Source organism: Arthrobacter sp. zg-Y916, from assembly GCF_020907385.1.
Classification (GTDB): Bacteria; Actinomycetota; Actinomycetes; order Actinomycetales; family Micrococcaceae; genus Arthrobacter_B; species Arthrobacter_B caoxuetaonis.
Map to the genome: position 1 here is coordinate 225,450 of NZ_JAJJOD010000002.1, position 16,239 is coordinate 241,688.

Below are 16,239 nucleotides of genomic sequence, written 5' to 3' on the forward strand. Positions count from 1 at the left end.
CTTCTAGACTTCGGCCATGGCTATTAGTTTCCTGCCCATGGCGGAGTCCGGCGACGAGACCCGGGCGCTGGTGCAGTTCCTGACCTCAAACCGTTTCCCCTTCCACGTTATGCCGGCCCATTCTGAGGAGTCAGCCAGGAAGCTGGTGGAGGAAGGACGTTTCTGGAGCGGGGATTCCATCGGGTTCTGGATCGAAAACGGTCCGGAACGCATCGGACTGGTGGTCCTGGACGATCTGGAAGAGGACACCCCTATGTTCGACCTGCGGCTGGCGGAGGACTTCCGTGGCCGCGGAATGGGCGTCCAGGTGCTGAAGGCACTGTGCGCCATGGTCTTCGACCGGTTTCCGGAGATTGTCCGGTTCGAAGGGCAGACCCGTGAGGACAACGTCGCGATGCGCAGGACGTTCCTGCGTGCCGGGTTCCTGAAGGAAGCGCATTACCGCCTGGGCTGGCCCACCGCTGACGGCACCCGCGTGGCGTCCGTTGCCTACGCCATCCTTCGGCAGGACTGGGAGAACCACGAGATCACGCCGTTCGAGTGGGAAGACGTTTTCGTCTAGACGGCCCCCGCCGCCCAGCGCAGCCGGAGGCTTTCCTCGAGTTCCTGTTCAGCGAGGCTGCGCTGGATGCGTTCGAGTTCCGCTTCGAGCCGGGGGATCCAGCGGTTTTCGACGGCGCGCTGCCGGGTGCGGGTCTCGGCCAGCTCCCTGCTGACCAGCAGCAGCGCACGCGCGTCGGCGGCGTGGATCACGGCGGCGGCGAGCGCTTCCCGATGCGCTGCGGCAGCAAAGGCGAGCGCTGAGGACCCTGCGGGAGGGACCGGTGCGGGCAGGGTGACTGAGGCGCCCTCGGGGTAACGGATTCCCATCGCGCCTCCCCAGACGATGCCGGCTTTGGCATACGACTCCGGAACGGCCCCGTGCACGCGCCCCAGCCCGTCCATGGCCAGGGTGCGGGACAGCCACAGTGCTGCGTTCCGGGCAGCCTGTTCCCACGCCAGCCTGCTCTGTTCCGCTTTTTCCTTTCGGTTGCTGATCGCAATGCGCAGGATCTGCTGCTTGCGGTCCAGGAGTTCCGCGCCGCGGCGGGCGGTTTCGAGCCTGCGCTCCACCTCTGCCCGTGCCGCCCGGCCCGAGCCGCTCACAACCGGGCACCGCCGATCGGTCCGGGCAGGTAGCGGTCCAGCAGCTCGGGGGAGAGCATGCTCAGCTCACGCCGCGGAAGAACTGCCAGCGCCGTCCAGGCAATGGACAGGGTCTCTTCCAGGGAACGGTATTCGTCGCGGCCCTGGTTCAGCAGCTTCTCCTCCACCACGGAGCGGAACTCAATGTAGGCACGGTCAGCCTCACCCAGCGCTGCCTGCCCCACGAGCTCGGCCAGCTCCGAGGCCTGCCGGGCACGGGCCATCGCGGCCAGCACCTGTGCCGCCACGTCCAGGTGGTCTTCCCGGGTCCGTCCCTTGCCGGCACCGGAACGCATCAGCCGGGACAGGGAGGACAGCACATCCACCGGGGGATAGATGCCGCGGGCGTCGATGTCGGGGGAGAGTACTATCTGCCCTTCGGTGATATACCCGGTCAGGTCAGGCACCGGGTGGGTCATATCCCCTGAGGGCATGGTCAGCACCGGCACCACGGTGACCGACCCTTCCCGTCCCTGGACCCGGCCGCAGCGTTCGTACAGGGTCGCCAGGTCGCTGTAGAGGTAGCCCGGATAACCCCGCCGGGCAGGGATCTCCTTGCGCGCGGCGGAGACTTCACGCACGGCCTCGGCGTAGCTGGTCATGTCACTCATGACGACCAGCACGTCGCTGCCCTCCTCATAGGCCAGGTGCTCGGCGATGCTCAGCGCGATCCGGGGAGTGAGGATGCGTTCAATCACGGGATCATCGGCGGCGTTGAGCAGGAGCACCAGTTCTCCTGCAGCGGAGCGCTCCTCCAGCCGGTCCCTGACATACGCGATGTCCGCGTGGGTCATGCCCATCGCGGCAAAGACCACCCTGAAGTTCCGCCCGCCGGTGCGTGACTGCGCCGCAATCTGCGTCGCTAACGTCAGGTGCGGCAGGCCGGGGACAGAGAAGATAGGCAGCTTTTGACCGCGTACCAAGGTGGTGAGGGCATCGATGGCGGACACCCCTGTGATGACCGCTTCCTGCGGGGGTATCCGGTAAACGGGGTTCAGCGGCCAGCCGCTCACGGGTTCAGAGGTTTCCGAAGTGACGGGCGGCCCGCCGTCGAGCGGCACCCCGCGGCCGTTGCACACCCGCCCCAGCCACTGCGGACCCACCGGGATGTGCAGCGGTTTTCCCTGGAACCGCACCGAGATGCCGCCCGGCTGCAGCCCTCCGGTTCCTTCCAGGACCTGCAGGACGGTTTCCTCACCGTCGACTTCCAGGACCAGCCCGTGCCGTTCGTCGCCGCCGTCGACCTCCACCGTGGCGAACTCATCCCAGCCCACCCCCTGGGTCTCGCCGAGGATCATCAGCGGCCCGCGCAGTTCGCGCACGTCGCTGTAGGAGACAAGGTTCCGGGGGTCCGGGTTCATTGCAGCTCCTTCAGGCCGGCCAGGAAGGCTGCGGCGCGCTCGCTGACGCCGGCGGCGTCGTCCGGTCCGGCCGCTTCACGCAGGCGCAGCAGGGGAGAGAAGTCATAGCTGTCCACGCTGGAGGCAGGCACCCCGGAAGCCACCAGCTGCTGGCAGGCATCGATGGTGTCCAGCACCGCCTGCAGCAGGGCGGCGCCCTTGGCGGCGGAGGAGTAGCCGTCATTGGGGCTCAACGCGTTCTGCACCAGCACGCCGTCGCGCAGCAGCCGCCCGCCCAGCAGGATCATCTGCTCGTGCCCCGGCAGGGAAGCGGCACCGATGATTTCCGCGAGCGCTGAAAGCCGGTCAGCTTCGGCCAGCACCAGGGCGGCCCGGGCTCGGCGTCCGGCCCATTCCGGGTCCCCGTTGGCGGCATGCCAGCGCCCCAGGGACTCGGCGTCACGGGAGAAGGAACCCCGCCAGCTGACCGCAGGGTAGTGCCGGGAGTAGGCCAGGTCCCGGTCCAGCTGCCACAGTGAACGGACGAAGCGCTGGGTCCCGGTGGTGACCGGTTCACTCATATCGCCTCCCGGGGGTGAGACGGCGCCGATGACGGTCACTGACGCCGTCGCCCCGCCCAGCGTGGTAGCCAGCGACGCCCGCTCGTAGAACGCCGCCAGCTCCGAAGCCAGTGAGGCCGGATAGCCTTCCTCCGCCGGAAGATCCCCGTTGCGGTTGGCGAACTCGCGCAGTGCCTCGGCCCAGCGGGAGGTGGAATCGGCGATGACCACCGCGTGGTAGCCCATGTCCCGGAAGAACTCGGCGACCGTGACGCCGGTATTGATGCTGGCTTCGCGCGCCATCATCGGCATGTTGGACGTATTGGCGATGATGACCGTCCTGTCCAGGAGCGCGCCGCCGGTGCGCGGGTCCTCCAGATGGCTCAGGCCGTCCAGTACGTCGGCCATCTCGTTGCCGCGCTCGCCGCAGCCCACGTAGATGATCACATCGGCGTCGGACCATTTGGCGATCTGCTGCAGCAGCAGCGTCTTCCCGGTGCCGAACCCGCCGGGGACGGCAGCGGCGGATCCCCGCGGCAGGGGATACATCAGGTCCAGCACGCGCTGGCCGGTGTGCATGGGGACCGTGTCGGAGAGCCGGGCGGCAACCGGGCGGGGCCGGTGCACCGGCCATCGCTGCGAGAGCGGGACGTCCTGTCCGCCCACCACTGCAACGCGGTCCAGCGGGCGCAGCTGCCCAGAGGCCAGGAAGCTCACCTCGCCGGAAATTCCCGGGGGAACGGTGACCCGGTACTCCACGCTGCCGGCCCCGGGGACAGTTCCCAGTACGGCTCCGGAGGCGACCGTGTCCCCAACCGCTGCCCGCGGCTCGAAAGTCCATTCCCGGTCCAGGACCAGGCGGTCTTCGGCCGATGCTTCCCGGTCCGCCGTCAGCCACATGGGGGCGGAGGAAAGCGGCCGCAGCAGCCCGTCGAACACCTGTCCCAGCAGGCCGGGTCCCAGGAGTGCGGAAAGCTGGTGTCCGGTGCCCACCGCCGCGTCGCCGGCCTTCAGGCCGCCGGTGTATTCATAGGCCTGCAGGGTGGCTTCGGTCCCGTTGATGGCAATCGTCTCGGCTGATATCCGGGACGGGCCCAGGGAGACCAGTTCGAGCATGGACACGCCGGCGAGACCGCTGACCTCAACCAGCGGTCCGCTGACACGCCGTACCCGCGCGGTCTGGGGTCCGGTGTCCCGGCCGTCATCCTTAGGATTCAGTCCTGCCACAGGGTGCGCACCTCCCCGGCGTGCCGTTCCAGCGCCGCGTCCGCGAGCGCCGGAAGTGAAAGATTGACGCTGCGCGAACCAAGCCTGCCGATGATTCCGCCTTCCGGAGCTTCTTCCAGCTGCGCCTGCCGGCCGAGCAGTGTCCGTGCCTGGGCCCGCAGGGCATCGAGCAGCCGCGGATACCGCGGGTCGGTGCGCAGCTGTGCCATCTCCGCAAGGACCTCGGTGCGCAGCTGTTCGCGCAGCTCCTCTTCCTGGGAGAGGACGATTCCGCCTGCCCTCCGGCGCAGGCGTGCTGAGCGGAGCGCCGCCTCGGTGCGGGCAGCGTCACGGCCGTCGGCGTCGGAACGGCTGCGGATGCCGTCTGCTTCCTCCCGGGCCCGCCCGCGGATGTCCTCAGCCTGCCGGGTGGCCGCGTCCACGACCTCCCGTGCCCGTTCCTCCGCGTCCCGCCGGATGGCTTCGCGGACAGGTTCCAGCGCGGGTCCGGCGCTGCGCGGCAGGGCGCTCATGAGGGCAGCGTGATCGTCAGCGGGCGGTCCGGATCGTCAAGGAGTCCGGCAAGGGCGGCAGCGCAGGGCGGTGTCAGGAGAACGACGGCGGTGTCCTCGGGCAGGTGCTCCCAGGCCAGTCTGGCTTCCACGGGCGTGCGGGCGGCGTGCAGCCGTGCTCCGGCGAGCTCATAGCCTGCCAGCACCTCCGGTTCCCCCAGGGCCGCCACGACGGCGGCATCCGGGGACGTCACGCCTGTCCAATCAGGATGATCGAGATAATCAGTCCGTAGATGGCGATGCCCTCGGCCAGGCCCACCACCACCATGGCCCGGCCGAAGATCTCCGGCCGTTCACTCATGGCAGCCAGCGCAGCCGAACCTGTGTACGCGACGGCGATGGCCGCCCCGATGGAGGATCCGGCGACGGCGATGGCCGCCCCGATCAGGGCGGCACCGGAACTGTCACTGCCGTCGGTGGCCATGGAAACCGCCGCTTCCGCAGAGCCACCCGAGGCGGAAGCCGGAGCAGCCGCGAAGGCTGCGGCCAGCAGGGCCAGCGCGCCGGCCATGATCAGGGCGTTGACCCCGAGCATGACCTTGATGCCGGCGCGTTGCCGGCGGCGCAGGACATACAGTGCTCCTCCGGCGAGCAGGACGGTAACGATGAGTGCCAGTGGTATTCCGGCAAACCAGGGATTCATGGCGTTTGCCTTTCGGGGTGGGAGACAGCGGGCGGCTCGGGGGATGGGCCGGAGTCCGCCCCGGACTCCGGCAATTCAGGGCTCCACGGTTTGAAGGGCCGTCCTTCATCCGTGAAAACGCGGGAAAAAAGTTCGTAATACTCCAGCCGCAGTGCCTGGATGCCGGCGACCAGGCCTTCCAGCGCGAAGGTGATGGCATTGCCGATGAGGAAGACCAGTACGGCAAGGACGGCACGCCAGTCCGGGTGCCACAGCGCCGTCGTGCCCTGCCAGACAATTGACATCAGTGCTGCGTGGGTAAGGCCAAAGGCCGCCAGGCGGGTAAAGGACACCAGGTTGGAGCCGAGCTGGATGACCGTGTCCACCAGCTCCACCGAAGCCTGCACGCCGCCGGTGGCACCGCCTCCGGCTTCCACGAAGAGTCCGATGAAAATCAGCACGAGGGCCAGCCCGGCCAGCACGGCAGCGGCGATGACCATGGCGGGTATCCCGGCCAGGAGCCCGCCCGCCAGGAGTCCCACGGCCAGGAAGAGCATGGCTCCGGCGAGCCCGCTGCGGGCATAGAGGGCATACCCCCAGCCGCCCTCCCGGACACGGTTGATGGTGCCGACGGTGTACGCGCCCGCGAGCAGCACGGCACCGAAAATCAGCGCGGCAATCAGCAGCGGGATGGGATTCTCCACCGGCTCGAGCCAGAGCACCGGAATGACGTGGGTGGGCCCGAAGAATTCTCCGTAAAGGATCCCGAAGAACACGGCGGCCATCCCCGCGCCAAAAATAAACAGCCACGTGCGCTGGAATCTGCGCAGCGCCGGGACCAGGCCGGAGCGCATGAGCAGCCCAAAGAGGACCAGCAGCAGCCCCTGCCCGGCGTCGCCGAACATCATCCCGAACATGACCACGTACGCCAGCCCGGCCAGCCGGGCCGGATCCAGGTCCGCGTACGGAACGGTGGTGTACGTGTCCACCAGGAGCCGGGACAGCCTGGGCGCCTGCCGGGAGCGCTTCTCGTTGCCGGTCAGCAGTGTGGGGGGCTGCACGCCCCGGGGGGTCTTCAGCGGCACGACTCCGGCTCCCAGGGGTGCCAGTGTGCCCTGCAGTTCTCGAAGCCGGCGTGCCGGCGTCCAGCCGACCAATCCGGACACCGGGCCGTTTTCCACGGCGGCTTCCGCTGCCCGGTCCAGTTCCTCCGGGCCGTTGCCCGGGGTGTAGGGCAGGTCCAGTTCGACGGCGGCGCTGCGCGCGACTTCGGTGAGCGCCTCCCGCCTGCTCTCTGTGGGGGTTATCACGGCCACCCGTTCCATCCGGACCGGGCTGAGGGTTTCACGCCACGGCATCGAGCACCTCGCTGCCTCCTCCTGCGGACGCGGCCGCGAGCGCAGCACGCATCCGCCACGCGTCGACGGCCAGGACAGCTACGGCTCCCACTGCGGTGTCCGGGCCGGGCAGCCCCGACCTCAGCAGGCGGAATGCGTCCTCTTCAACCCGGGCCTGCAGGGCCGCTTCGGCGCGCCAGAGCCCCGTGGGTTCCTCGACGCCGTCCAGTACCGGAGCGGCTGCCGCCGGAAGGGCAGCGCGGAAGGATGCGACGTCGTCCGCTGTTGACCAGGTGCCGCCAATCAGGGGCTGCAGCAGCATGCCCAGCCGTTCCGGGATCTCCGGCACCGTTGACGTTCCCGTTGCCGGCGAGACCAGGATGCGGCGGGCTGCGAGCAGTGCCGCTTCAGCGACGGCCCAGCTCCGGGCCTGCGGAACAGCGGCGGCCAGCCGGCGGAGCCAGACGGCCGTCAGGGTGTCCGGCATCGTGTCCGGGCTGCCGGGATCACCCCAGGGGCTGGTCCGGAGCAGTTCCGCAAGCTCCGCCGTCGAGCCGGCAGCGGAAAGCCGCGGCCAAGCGGTTGCCAGTCCGCCGAGTTCGAAGTATTCGGGAAGCGGAACACTGCGGTGGAGGTCCCCGGCGCTGTCCTGGTCTCCGAGCTGGCCGGCGGGCTGGTCGGCAGACTCCGCGAGGCGGCGGGCGAGGAGCAGGATGTTCACCAGTTCAAACGCTGCTCCGGCCGCGTGGACCATGCGTGCCCCCGAGACAGGGACCCAGCCTGCCAGAACCCGCAGCTGCCAGAGCACGCTGCGGCGGGTTGCGTCCTGGGCTGCGGCCAGGTCGGTTGCTCCCGCCAGGTCCGCTGCATACGAGGTGCTGCTGAGCACTTCCAGGGCCTGGTCCAGGCTGGGCTGCGCCGCAGCTTCGCGGCACAGGCCCGCTCCGGCACGCCGACGGGCCATCGCTTTGGCCCGGACCGTTGCCGCCACCCAGTCGGACCTCATGAGTCCTGCCTCGGGGCGGTGTCCGGGCCCAGGTAGTCCTGGATCACGGAGGCGGCGATCCCTGTGGCCAGCTGGGTGACCCTGCCCGCTGCGCCCGCCGAGATGCTGGCCGCGCGTTGCCGGGCCTGGTCCAGGCGTTCCTGGTCACGTGCCGCGGCCTCCTGTGAGACCTGTTCGGCGGCCCGGGCCCGGACCGCACCGGAATCCATCCGGGCCTGGGCAACGTCGGTGTCCGCCTGGCGCCGGGCATCGGAAAGGATGGTGCGTGCCTGTTCCCCGGCCGCTTCAAGGAGCTGCCGCGCCGCTTCGACGTCGGGCTTCAAGGCTTCGAAAACCGGGAGCAGTTCGGCTGCGGACCCTTCATCGTCCGCTGAGGGGACTCCTACGGGTCCGGAGGGACCGGGTGCCCCGACCGGCCGGAACCGATCCAGGATGGTTGGCCGCGCCATGTCTCATGCACCTCCCAAGGATTGGCATGCGTTCGAGCGTTGTGCCGGACGGTTTACTCCTCCTTGGCTGCAGCCTCTTCACGAGGCTGGCGCAAATCTCGGCGTCTTCGGGCCTCCGCACCGGACGCAAAAAGCCCGCCGTACGCTGGTCCGAAAACGTGTTTGACCCTCATTCGAGCGTACGGCGGGCTGCAGGGGCGCACAATGGCAGGGCGCCAAGTGTCCGTCCGGGCGTCAGTTCCCGTCGGTGTCCTTGGGGACAAGCTTGATGGAAATCGAGTTGATGCAGAAGCGCTGGTCGGTGGGGGTGTTGAATCCCTCGCCTTCGAAGAGGTGGCCCATGTGGGAGTCGCAGTTGGCGCAGCGCACCTCGATGCGGTCCATCCCCATGGAGCGGTCGTGCAGGTAGCGGACCGTTCCTTCGGCCAGCGGTGCAAAGAAGGACGGCCACCCGCAGTGGGAATCGAACTTCTCGTTGCTGGTGAACAGTTCCGCACCGCAGGCACGGCAGGCGTAGACGCCCTCGGTCTTGGTGTCCCAGTACTCCCCGGTGTACGGACGTTCGGTTCCGGCCTTCCGGAGGACCTGGTACTCGGCCGGCGTGAGTTCGCTGCGCCACTCGTCGTCGGACTTCTGGACGGGAACCTGGATCCCAGTTACGCCTTCAGGCTTGCTTGCGTTGATTCCTGTATCGCTCATAACCGCCTCAACGTTCCAGGGCCTCCAATAATTTCGCGGTGATGCGATCTACGAATCGCCGATGAAGCTGGAGCCGGAGTACAGGTGGAGGACCGGCACTCCGAGCCGCTCCTGTGCTTCGTTGGCCCAGTCGGTGCGGAACGTGTCCTCGACGGCGTGCGGTGTCGTGATCACGACGACCTGCTGGGCGCTGGAGTTCTTGGCCTCCTCCACCACGGCCTGCACCGGGTTCTCGCCGGTGACCCTGCCGTCGGCGTCGAACCCCAGTCCGCGCAGCAGGTCCAGGGACTCGGCCAGTTCCTGCTCCGCTGCTTTCACTTCCTGCTTGGGCGTTCGATGCGGCCCCGCGATGTTCCGGTACGCTGCGGCGAAATCGAGGAGGCTGAGGTTATCCAGGACGTCCACGAGCATGTTCCGCCCCGGATCTGACGGAACCAGGACCTCGAAGCGGACGGGATTGTTTTCGGCGAGGTAGCCCAGGTTGCGGGCATCTGCTTCATTCAGGGGTTCTTCGGTCAGCACCACGATCGTCGGATTCATCCCGCCAGCCTAGCTTCAGCGCCGGTCGGGTGAGAAGGACCCGATGCGGCACGGTTTTTCGGCCCCTGCGGCAAAGTCAGTCACAATGAAGGCATGCAACTCTCAGCTTCCGAGGCGCCCGTACAGGCCGTCTCAGCCCAGACCGCATCCTGGGTGAAATGGACTGCCTTCGGTGCCGGTATGGGAATGGCAGCGTCGACTGCCGTCCTGGCCGCGACGTCGGGTCTGGCCGTGTATTTTGCCCGGCAGATTGTCACGCCGCGCCGTGCGCGGGATGAGAACCTCGAAATCCTCGCCGTGATTGATACCCCCGAGGGACAGCAGATCATCCTTCCGGCCAATGCCGACACCACCGCTGAGGGCTCCTACGGCCTGTATTTTGACGGCGGTACCGGCTACGCCCGGATCGGAGCCATCCGCTCCTACGTTCCCCGCGAAGGGACCGTGCAGCGCGACGTCGAACGCGTCTACTCAGGGGACCTGGCCACCGCGGTACGCGGCTGGTGGTCCGGGACTATCCATCCGACGCCGTCGGACGCCGGTTTCCCGCAGGAAGACGTGGAGATCGACGTCGAGAACGGCAAGGCGCCCGCGTGGCTGGTGCGCTCGCTGGATGCAACGGATACCTGGGCCATCATGGTGCACGGCAGGGGAGCCCAGCGCACGGAGACAATCCGGGGGCTCGGGGCCGCGCGCAGTGCGGGCATGACGAGCCTGCTGATTTCCTACCGGAACGACGGCGAAGCGCCCTACACCTCAGACGGGCGCTACGGCCTGGGCCTGACCGAATGGCGCGACGTCGAAGCAGCCATCCGCTATGCCCTGGACCACGGCGCACGGGACGTTGTCCTGTTTGGCTGGTCCATGGGCGGCGCGATTGCCCTGCAGACCGCTGACAAGTCCCCGCTGGGCCGGCATATCCGGGCACTGGTGCTGGACGGTCCGGTGGTGAACTGGGTGGAGGTCTTGGCCCATCACGCCCGGTTGAACCGGATCCCGGCACAGGTGGGCAGGCTCGGGCAGTGGCTGATTTCCAACGCAGCCGGCCGGACGCTGACCGGACTTGCTGCTCCGCTGGACCTGAAGAGCATGGACTGGGTTGCCCGTGCCGAGGAGATCCGGACCCCGGTGCTGATCGTGCACAGCGAGAGGGACGAGTTTGTTCCGGTGGGACCCTCGGCTGACCTGGCCGAGAAAAACCCGGACCTCGTGACCTTCGTGCGGTTCCCCCAGGGTGGACACACCCGCGAATACAACACCGATCCCGTGCGCTGGGAAGATGCCGTTGCAGGATGGCTGCGGACCGCCCTGGGGCGGACCCGGCGGCCCGGGGAGCACCGCTAGGCCCGGGGAGCACCGCTAGGGGCTTTCAGGGACCTTCACCGGGGATTGCGGCACCTCAACTGGGGTTTGCGGCACCTCATTGTGGCGTACCGTGCCGGATGCGAGCATGAGGGAAACCGGAAGGGATCTCCGATACCGGTAGGAGGAACCATGCTCGTTGCCGCATCGGTCTTCGCGCTTATTGCCGCTGCCATCCACGTCTACATCTTTGTGCTGGAGTCCATCCGGTGGACGGCCCCGGCAACCATGGCACTGTTCCGGATCCCGGACGAGGAACAGGCAGCCCACACCCAGGCGCTCGCCTACAACCAGGGTTTCTACAACCTCTTCCTCGCCGTGGGTGCAGTCCTGGGAGTTCTCCTGCTGGCCAGGGGGAACATAGCTGTTGGTGCTTCGCTGATCGGGTTTGCTGCAGCGTCGATGATGCTGGCCGGCGTGGTACTGCTGCTGAAAGACCGCCGTATGCTCCGGCCTGCGCTCATCCAGGCCGTTCCGGCTTTTTTGGCGCTGGTGTTCCTTGTTGCGGGGCTCTGAGCCGGAGACGTGTCCTGGCCGGCGGCTCGCAATCCCGTTAGTTAGGGTCCCGCTTCTTGTTGTGCCTCCGGCGCTTGAGGGTGCTAATGGCCCGGTCGCCGCAATCCCATTGCTGGCGTGCCGCTTCCAGCTCCGCCGCATCCAGAACTCCCGGCGCTCACTGGTGATCCCGGCATTCCGGAGGCTCCCTGACGGTGTGCCGGTTGTTGGTCTTCCTGTCCTCCACTGCTCCAGTGCCGGCCGTTGGCCACCGGAGTTATGCCCAGGTTTGGTGGACACGCTGCCACTTAGGCACGGGGGCTCGCCCAAGGGAGGGGAGGGGAATCGCAGGCGACGAAACAGGTACTGGAACCCGTAGGAGTCTGTCTTTCGGTGACCCCATTCGACTCATAGACTCGAACACATGTTCGAATCATTCACGGTGGGTCCAGATGGTCTGACTGCAGGCGGCGACCATGCTGCGTGGGGACATGGACCCGGCGGAGACTCCTGGAGCACAGTTTCTCCGGTGTCGCTTTCAGCAGAGAACGTTAGGGCCTTCTCCACCGCGCTCGCAGATGCCGATCTTTCAGAAACGGCGGACCCGCAGCTCATAGATTTGATGCGGGTGCTGGAGGAACTGAAGTCTGCAGCTGCGGCGGTGCAGGCCCGTGCCGCGGCAGCGTTTGATGCCTCCCAGCGGCGGACGCAGTCCCGTGCCGGTGTCCCGGCTGAGCATCTTGGCCGCGGTGTGGGATCGCAGGTGGCGCTGGCGAGGCGGGATTCCCCGCACCGGGGCAGCCGGCACCTGGGTTTGGGCAAGGCACTGGTCCACGAAATGCCCTACACCCTGGCGGCTTTGTCTTCCGGGGTGCTCAGTGAATGGCGGGCCACGCTCCTGGTCCGGGAAACAGCCTGCCTGGACGTGGAGGACCGGCGCCGGGTCGATGAGCTGATCTGCAAGGACCCAGCCTCCCTGGAAGGCCTCGGCGACCGGAAACTCATTGCCCGGATCCGCACGATCACCCAGACCATTGACCCCGCGTCCCAGGTCCGGCGCAACGCCAAAGCCGTCTCCGACCGGTACGTCTCCTGCCGCCCGGCGCCGGACACCATGTCCTACCTGACCGGTCTGCTGCCGGTCGCTCAGGGAGTGGCGGTGTATGCGGCATTGTCCCGGGCAGCGGATTCCCTGCGTGCATCCGGGGACGGGCGCGGGCGGGGACAGATCATGGCCGATACCCTCGTCGAACGCGTCACCGGCCAGGACACAGCGGACCAGGTACCGGTCGAGGTGCAGCTGGTGATCACGGACCGGACCCTGCTCTCCGACGTCCTGTTCCCTCAGCGCCAAACCGGTGGGGACCGTGTTCCGGGTGCACCGGAAACCAAAGCGGACACACCGGCGTATTTCCCCGGCTACGGGACCATCCCCGGTGCCTGGGCACGAAACCTCATCAGCTCCGCACTGGGTACCGGGGAAGGCCGGCATGCATCCCCGCCCGGTATTCGCCTGCAGGGATCCCCGCCCGGTACGAGCCGCCAGGCGTCCCCGCCCGGTACGCGCTTACCCAGCCAACCGCTGCGGGACACCTTGGGGGTACCGGATAAGGAGCAAGCCGGCGGGGATACTCCAGCAGGCGCCGGACTGAAGCACAAGCGGGCATTGGTGCCGGTATTGGTTACAGTGCCGGAGCCTTCGTCTTTGGTGAGCCTGCGCCGCCTGTACCTCGATCCGTTCAACGGGGAACTCACAGCCATGGAATCCAAAGCCCGGGCCTTCCCCGCCGGACTGGCACGAATGATCCGCACGAGGGACCGGACCTGCCGCACACCCTGGTGCGACGCACCCATCCGGCACATCGACCACATCCGTCCCCGCGCCGAAGGCGGCCCTACCAGCTACACCAACGGACAGGGACTCTGCGAAGCCTGTAACCACGCCAAAGAAGCACCCGGGTGGAACGCGACCACCATCAGGAGCATGCGGACGGCCCGTACAGGATCCGGCAGGAGGCACACCGTCCGCATCACCACGCCTACCGGCCACACCTACACCTCCGCGGCGCCTCCGTTGCCGGGGGGGCGAGCACATCCGGCAATGCAGGACCTGTAAGCTTTTCTCCATGATCGTTTCGGTACCCGTCTGCGTGAGCGCAGCGGAAGGGCTGGTGGGCTTCGGGCCCTGCTGTGGGGCACGCTCCTAGCACGCACATCCTCTATTGCAGGTTCATCCCCTAAGCGGGTGCTGCCAATGCCAAACCAGATGACCGCGCCCCCGCGTCCCGCCTGCACCAGCGCTCTCTGAGCAACCCGAAACGAAAGCCTGTTACATGAAAGCCCTAACCCAAGCTGCCATCCGCAAGTCCTTCATCAACGCCAGCCGGTCCCAGACTGCGGCAGTGAACTTCCCCGCCGACTTCGACACCATCGACTGGGAGAACATCGACCAGTACGGCTGGCGGGACCACAAAATGCCCCAGCGCGCCTATCTGGTCCTGGACGTGGAGGGCAAAACCACCACTGTCCTGCTCCGCGCGCCCGAACTGGTCTCCGCAAGCAAGAAAGCACTCTGCGCCCTCTGCGAGGACATGGAAAGCGACGACGACGTGTTTATGTTCGTTGCGCCCAAGGCTGGCCCCGCCGGAAAGAACGGCAACTCGGTGGGAACGCTGATCCACAGCAACTTCTCCTGTGCCCAGAACGTCCGCTCCGAGCCCAAGCCGGATCCGATCCACCCCGACCCGGAACTCGTCAAGGCCGAGCGTGCACGGCGCCTGCAGGAGCGGACCGTTCAGTTCGTCCGGAAAATCCGCAGCTAGTCCTTGTATACCGCGATCGGCCCGGTCTGAGCTTCCGTCAGGCGGATCAGGTCGAAAGGGGAGAGCTCTATCTCGAACCCGCGGCGGCCGCCGGATACGTAGATGGCGTCAAGCAGTTCTGCGCTGGAATCAATAAGCGCAGGGGAGCGGTGGCGCTGCCCCAGCGGGGAGATGCCGCCGACCACGTAACCGGTCCGCCGCTCGGCTTCGGCACGGTCGGCAAGGGAAACCTTCCGCACCCCCAGCATGGACGCGACCTTCTTCAGGTCAAGCATGGCAGCAACCGGAACCATAGCCACCGCAAGACGGTTCTCCAGCGACACCATGAGTGTCTTGAAGACGGCCTCCTCGGGAACGCCGAGTTTCTCCGCTGCCTCCAGCCCGTACGACGGCGTGGACGCGTCGTGGTGGTAGCTCAGGGTCCGGTAGGCGACGCCGGCAGCATCCAGGGCTTGGGTGGCCGGCGTCGCGCCGTGCCCGCTTTTCCTGCTGCTGCCGGCCATCGGCTTAGCTCCCCAGTCCGGCGGCAGGTGCGTCAGCGGAAGCAACGTCCACCTGCTCTGCCACCTTCCGCTTGATCCGGCCCAGCATGGCCGACATGCCGCGCATCCGCAGGGGAGTGATCGCCCGGGTCAGGCCCAGCCGGTCCGGCACATCGGCCGGTACGGCCAGGATTTCTGCAGCGGACAATCCATTCAGACCCTCGTGCAGCACACCGGCAAATCCGCGCGTGGTCGGGGCTTCAGGCGGAGCCGAGAAGAACAGTTCAACGTCATGCTCCGGGCCGTCGCCAACCTCGACCGTCAGGAACAGCGGGGACTGGCATTCGACAACCTGCTCCAGCATTTCCGGGTGGTCCGCCAGACGGGCCGGAAGGGCCGGAAGCGACCGGGAGAACTCAAGCAGCAGCTCAAGCCTCTCAGGCTCAGTCATGGCCTGAAAATCGTCAATAATCTCCTGAAGCGCCGCCGGAACGGCCGAATCAGCGGAGGAAGGAACGGTGGTGCTCATATAACCAGTTGCTTTCGGTTGAGGAGTGCAGGAAGCGATCTAGCGCGAAGCCGGCGCGGGACCCGGTTCGGTTCCCCGGACGATCGGCACGCGTACTGCGTTGCCCCACTCCGTCCAGGATCCGTCGTAGTTGCGCACCGAATCGAAACCGAGGAGGTGCTTGAGTACAAACCAAGTATGGCTGGAACGCTCACCGATCCGGCAGTAGGCGACGACGTCGTCCCCCTCCTTTAGGCCCGCTTCGCCGCCGTAGAGATCCTGCAGCTCCCGGCGGTCCCGGAACGTGCCGTCCTCGGCTGCGGCTTTGCCCCAGGGTACGGAGACGGCAGTCGGGATATGACCGCCCTTCATGGCGCCTTCGTCCATGTAGTCCGGCATGTGAGTCCGTTCGCCGGAGTACTCGGCGGGGGAGCGGACGTCGATCAGCGGACCGGTACCAAGATGGGCCAGGACATCCGGCAGGTAAGCACGGATGGGAGCATCATTGCGTTCGACGACGGGATAGTCGACAGCGGTGACTACAGGCTTGTCAGTGGTCATCTCGCGGCCTTCGGCGATCCACTTGTCACGGCCGCCGTCGAGCAGCCGTACATCTTCGTGGCCGAAAAGGGTGAACACCCAGAGAGCGTAGGCAGCCCACCAGTTGCTCTTGTCGCCGTAGATCACCACGGTGGAGCCGCGGCTCACGCCCTTTTCACCCATGAGCTTGGCGAAAACTGCGCCGTCGACGAAGTCCCGGGTATCGGCGTCGTTCAGGTCCGTGTGCCAGTCGATCTTGCGGGCGCCGGGGATGTGGCCGGTGTCGTAGAGCAGGATGTCCTCGTTGGACTCCAGCACCACCAGGTCCGGCGAATCCAGGTTCGCGGCCAGCCATTCGGTGGACACGAGCCTTTCCGGATGGGCGTACTCGGCGAACTTCGGATTCGGATCTGCGGGCAGCGGCATGAATGTTCCCCTTTGGGTAAGGCGGCAGGTTTACTACCAAGCCTAACGATGTGCACGTCCTAAAACTTCCTTGGGGACTGCTCATCCG

Annotated in this window: 19 protein-coding genes; 5 read left to right on the forward strand and 14 right to left on the reverse strand. The window is 67.0% G+C overall.

Annotated elements, in window-relative coordinates:
- The first annotated feature begins 16 nt into the window (after positions 1-16).
- Positions 17-562, forward strand: a complete 546-nt coding sequence (locus LOC59_RS06290; RefSeq protein ID WP_227917288.1) for a GNAT family N-acetyltransferase — start codon at positions 17-19, stop codon at positions 560-562.
- Here the strand turns inward: LOC59_RS06290 and LOC59_RS06295 are convergent.
- From LOC59_RS06295 to LOC59_RS06345, 11 genes are all read right to left on the reverse strand, one after another.
- Complete coding sequence (locus tag LOC59_RS06295; protein ID WP_227917289.1) at positions 559-1,146, reverse strand: V-type ATP synthase subunit D; 588 nt, start codon at positions 1,144-1,146, stop codon at positions 559-561. The two genes, LOC59_RS06290 and LOC59_RS06295, sit on opposite strands and share 4 nt — an antisense overlap.
- Positions 1,143-2,546 (reverse strand): V-type ATP synthase subunit B, encoded by a 1,404-nt coding sequence (locus tag LOC59_RS06300; protein WP_227917290.1) that lies wholly within the window; start codon positions 2,544-2,546, stop codon positions 1,143-1,145. Before LOC59_RS06300 ends, LOC59_RS06295 begins: the two co-directional genes overlap by 4 nt.
- A complete protein-coding gene (locus LOC59_RS06305) occupies positions 2,543-4,312 on the reverse strand; it encodes a V-type ATP synthase subunit A (RefSeq protein WP_227896962.1) in 1,770 nt (589 codons plus the stop codon). Before LOC59_RS06305 ends, LOC59_RS06300 begins: the two co-directional genes overlap by 4 nt.
- A complete protein-coding gene (locus LOC59_RS06310) occupies positions 4,300-4,824 on the reverse strand; it encodes a hypothetical protein (RefSeq protein WP_229971050.1) in 525 nt (174 codons plus the stop codon). The genes LOC59_RS06305 and LOC59_RS06310 overlap by 13 nt, the downstream gene beginning before the upstream one ends.
- Complete coding sequence (locus tag LOC59_RS06315) at positions 4,821-5,057, reverse strand: hypothetical protein (protein WP_227896958.1); 237 nt, start codon at positions 5,055-5,057, stop codon at positions 4,821-4,823. The genes LOC59_RS06310 and LOC59_RS06315 overlap by 4 nt, the downstream gene beginning before the upstream one ends.
- Positions 5,054-5,506: an ATP synthase subunit C gene (locus tag LOC59_RS06320; RefSeq protein WP_227896954.1), complete on the reverse strand. Its 453-nt coding sequence runs from the start codon at positions 5,504-5,506 to the stop codon at positions 5,054-5,056. The genes LOC59_RS06315 and LOC59_RS06320 overlap by 4 nt, the downstream gene beginning before the upstream one ends.
- Complete coding sequence (locus LOC59_RS06325; protein WP_227896952.1) at positions 5,503-6,795, reverse strand: V-type ATPase 116kDa subunit family protein; 1,293 nt, start codon at positions 6,793-6,795, stop codon at positions 5,503-5,505. The genes LOC59_RS06320 and LOC59_RS06325 overlap by 4 nt, the downstream gene beginning before the upstream one ends.
- Positions 6,796-6,829: 34 nt before the next feature.
- Positions 6,830-7,828, reverse strand: a complete 999-nt coding sequence (locus tag LOC59_RS06330) for a V-type ATPase subunit (RefSeq protein WP_229971052.1) — start codon at positions 7,826-7,828, stop codon at positions 6,830-6,832.
- Positions 7,825-8,277 carry a hypothetical protein gene (locus tag LOC59_RS06335; RefSeq protein WP_229971054.1) on the reverse strand — a complete coding sequence of 151 codons (453 nt, stop codon included), beginning with the start codon at positions 8,275-8,277 and terminating at the stop codon, positions 7,825-7,827. Before LOC59_RS06335 ends, LOC59_RS06330 begins: the two co-directional genes overlap by 4 nt.
- A gap of 234 nt (positions 8,278-8,511) precedes the next feature.
- On the reverse strand, positions 8,512-8,976 hold the full coding sequence (msrB, locus tag LOC59_RS06340; protein ID WP_229971056.1) for a peptide-methionine (R)-S-oxide reductase MsrB: 465 nt from the start codon (positions 8,974-8,976) through the stop codon (positions 8,512-8,514).
- 48 nt (positions 8,977-9,024) lie between these two features.
- Entirely contained in the window at positions 9,025-9,516 is a 492-nt protein-coding gene (locus tag LOC59_RS06345; protein WP_229971058.1) for a hypothetical protein, read from the reverse strand.
- Positions 9,517-9,609: 93 nt separating this feature from the next.
- Between LOC59_RS06345 and LOC59_RS06350 the strand changes: the two genes are divergently transcribed.
- The 4 genes from LOC59_RS06350 (at position 9,610) to LOC59_RS06365 (ending at position 14,195) form a co-directional block, all read left to right on the forward strand.
- Positions 9,610-10,860 (forward strand): alpha/beta hydrolase, encoded by a 1,251-nt coding sequence (locus LOC59_RS06350; protein WP_227917298.1) that lies wholly within the window; start codon positions 9,610-9,612, stop codon positions 10,858-10,860.
- A 150-nt stretch (positions 10,861-11,010) separates the two neighbouring features.
- Positions 11,011-11,394 carry a DUF1304 domain-containing protein gene (locus tag LOC59_RS06355; RefSeq protein ID WP_229971060.1) on the forward strand — a complete coding sequence of 128 codons (384 nt, stop codon included), beginning with the start codon at positions 11,011-11,013 and terminating at the stop codon, positions 11,392-11,394.
- A gap of 403 nt (positions 11,395-11,797) precedes the next feature.
- Positions 11,798-13,489 carry an HNH endonuclease gene (locus LOC59_RS06360; protein WP_229971062.1) on the forward strand — a complete coding sequence of 564 codons (1,692 nt, stop codon included), beginning with the start codon at positions 11,798-11,800 and terminating at the stop codon, positions 13,487-13,489.
- 217 nt (positions 13,490-13,706) lie between these two features.
- Entirely contained in the window at positions 13,707-14,195 is a 489-nt protein-coding gene (locus LOC59_RS06365) for an FBP domain-containing protein (RefSeq protein ID WP_229971064.1), read from the forward strand.
- On the opposite strand, the gene ybaK is transcribed toward LOC59_RS06365, so the two are convergent.
- The 3 genes from ybaK to LOC59_RS06380 are packed head-to-tail and all read right to left on the reverse strand — an operon-like array spanning position 14,192 to position 16,151.
- Entirely contained in the window at positions 14,192-14,698 is a 507-nt protein-coding gene (gene ybaK / locus LOC59_RS06370) for a Cys-tRNA(Pro) deacylase (protein WP_227896912.1), read from the reverse strand. The genes LOC59_RS06365 and ybaK overlap by 4 nt on opposite strands.
- Positions 14,699-14,702: 4 nt before the next feature.
- Positions 14,703-15,206, reverse strand: a complete 504-nt coding sequence (locus LOC59_RS06375) for a SufE family protein (RefSeq protein ID WP_229971066.1) — start codon at positions 15,204-15,206, stop codon at positions 14,703-14,705.
- Positions 15,207-15,245: 39 nt separating this feature from the next.
- Positions 15,246-16,151: a sulfurtransferase gene (locus tag LOC59_RS06380; RefSeq protein ID WP_227896910.1), complete on the reverse strand. Its 906-nt coding sequence runs from the start codon at positions 16,149-16,151 to the stop codon at positions 15,246-15,248.
- Positions 16,152-16,239 lie beyond the last annotated feature (88 nt).

Coding starts and splice junctions, on each gene's coding strand:
- LOC59_RS06345 (WP_229971058.1), bottom strand. CDS start 9,516: ATGAATCCGACGATCGTGGTGCTGACCGAAGAACCCCTGAATGAAGCA.
- LOC59_RS06365 (WP_229971064.1), top strand. CDS start 13,707: ATGAAAGCCCTAACCCAAGCTGCCATCCGCAAGTCCTTCATCAACGCC.
- LOC59_RS06355 (WP_229971060.1), top strand. CDS start 11,011: ATGCTCGTTGCCGCATCGGTCTTCGCGCTTATTGCCGCTGCCATCCAC.
- LOC59_RS06320 (WP_227896954.1), bottom strand. CDS start 5,506: ATGAATCCCTGGTTTGCCGGAATACCACTGGCACTCATCGTTACCGTC.
- msrB (WP_229971056.1), bottom strand. CDS start 8,976: ATGAGCGATACAGGAATCAACGCAAGCAAGCCTGAAGGCGTAACTGGG.
- LOC59_RS06375 (WP_229971066.1), bottom strand. CDS start 15,206: ATGAGCACCACCGTTCCTTCCTCCGCTGATTCGGCCGTTCCGGCGGCG.
- LOC59_RS06300 (WP_227917290.1), bottom strand. CDS start 2,546: ATGAACCCGGACCCCCGGAACCTTGTCTCCTACAGCGACGTGCGCGAA.
- ybaK (WP_227896912.1), bottom strand. CDS start 14,698: ATGGCCGGCAGCAGCAGGAAAAGCGGGCACGGCGCGACGCCGGCCACC.
- LOC59_RS06350 (WP_227917298.1), top strand. CDS start 9,610: ATGCAACTCTCAGCTTCCGAGGCGCCCGTACAGGCCGTCTCAGCCCAG.
- LOC59_RS06310 (WP_229971050.1), bottom strand. CDS start 4,824: ATGAGCGCCCTGCCGCGCAGCGCCGGACCCGCGCTGGAACCTGTCCGC.
- LOC59_RS06335 (WP_229971054.1), bottom strand. CDS start 8,277: ATGGCGCGGCCAACCATCCTGGATCGGTTCCGGCCGGTCGGGGCACCC.
- LOC59_RS06360 (WP_229971062.1), top strand. CDS start 11,798: ATGTTCGAATCATTCACGGTGGGTCCAGATGGTCTGACTGCAGGCGGC.
- LOC59_RS06290 (WP_227917288.1), top strand. CDS start 17: ATGGCTATTAGTTTCCTGCCCATGGCGGAGTCCGGCGACGAGACCCGG.
- LOC59_RS06330 (WP_229971052.1), bottom strand. CDS start 7,828: ATGAGGTCCGACTGGGTGGCGGCAACGGTCCGGGCCAAAGCGATGGCC.
- LOC59_RS06380 (WP_227896910.1), bottom strand. CDS start 16,151: ATGCCGCTGCCCGCAGATCCGAATCCGAAGTTCGCCGAGTACGCCCAT.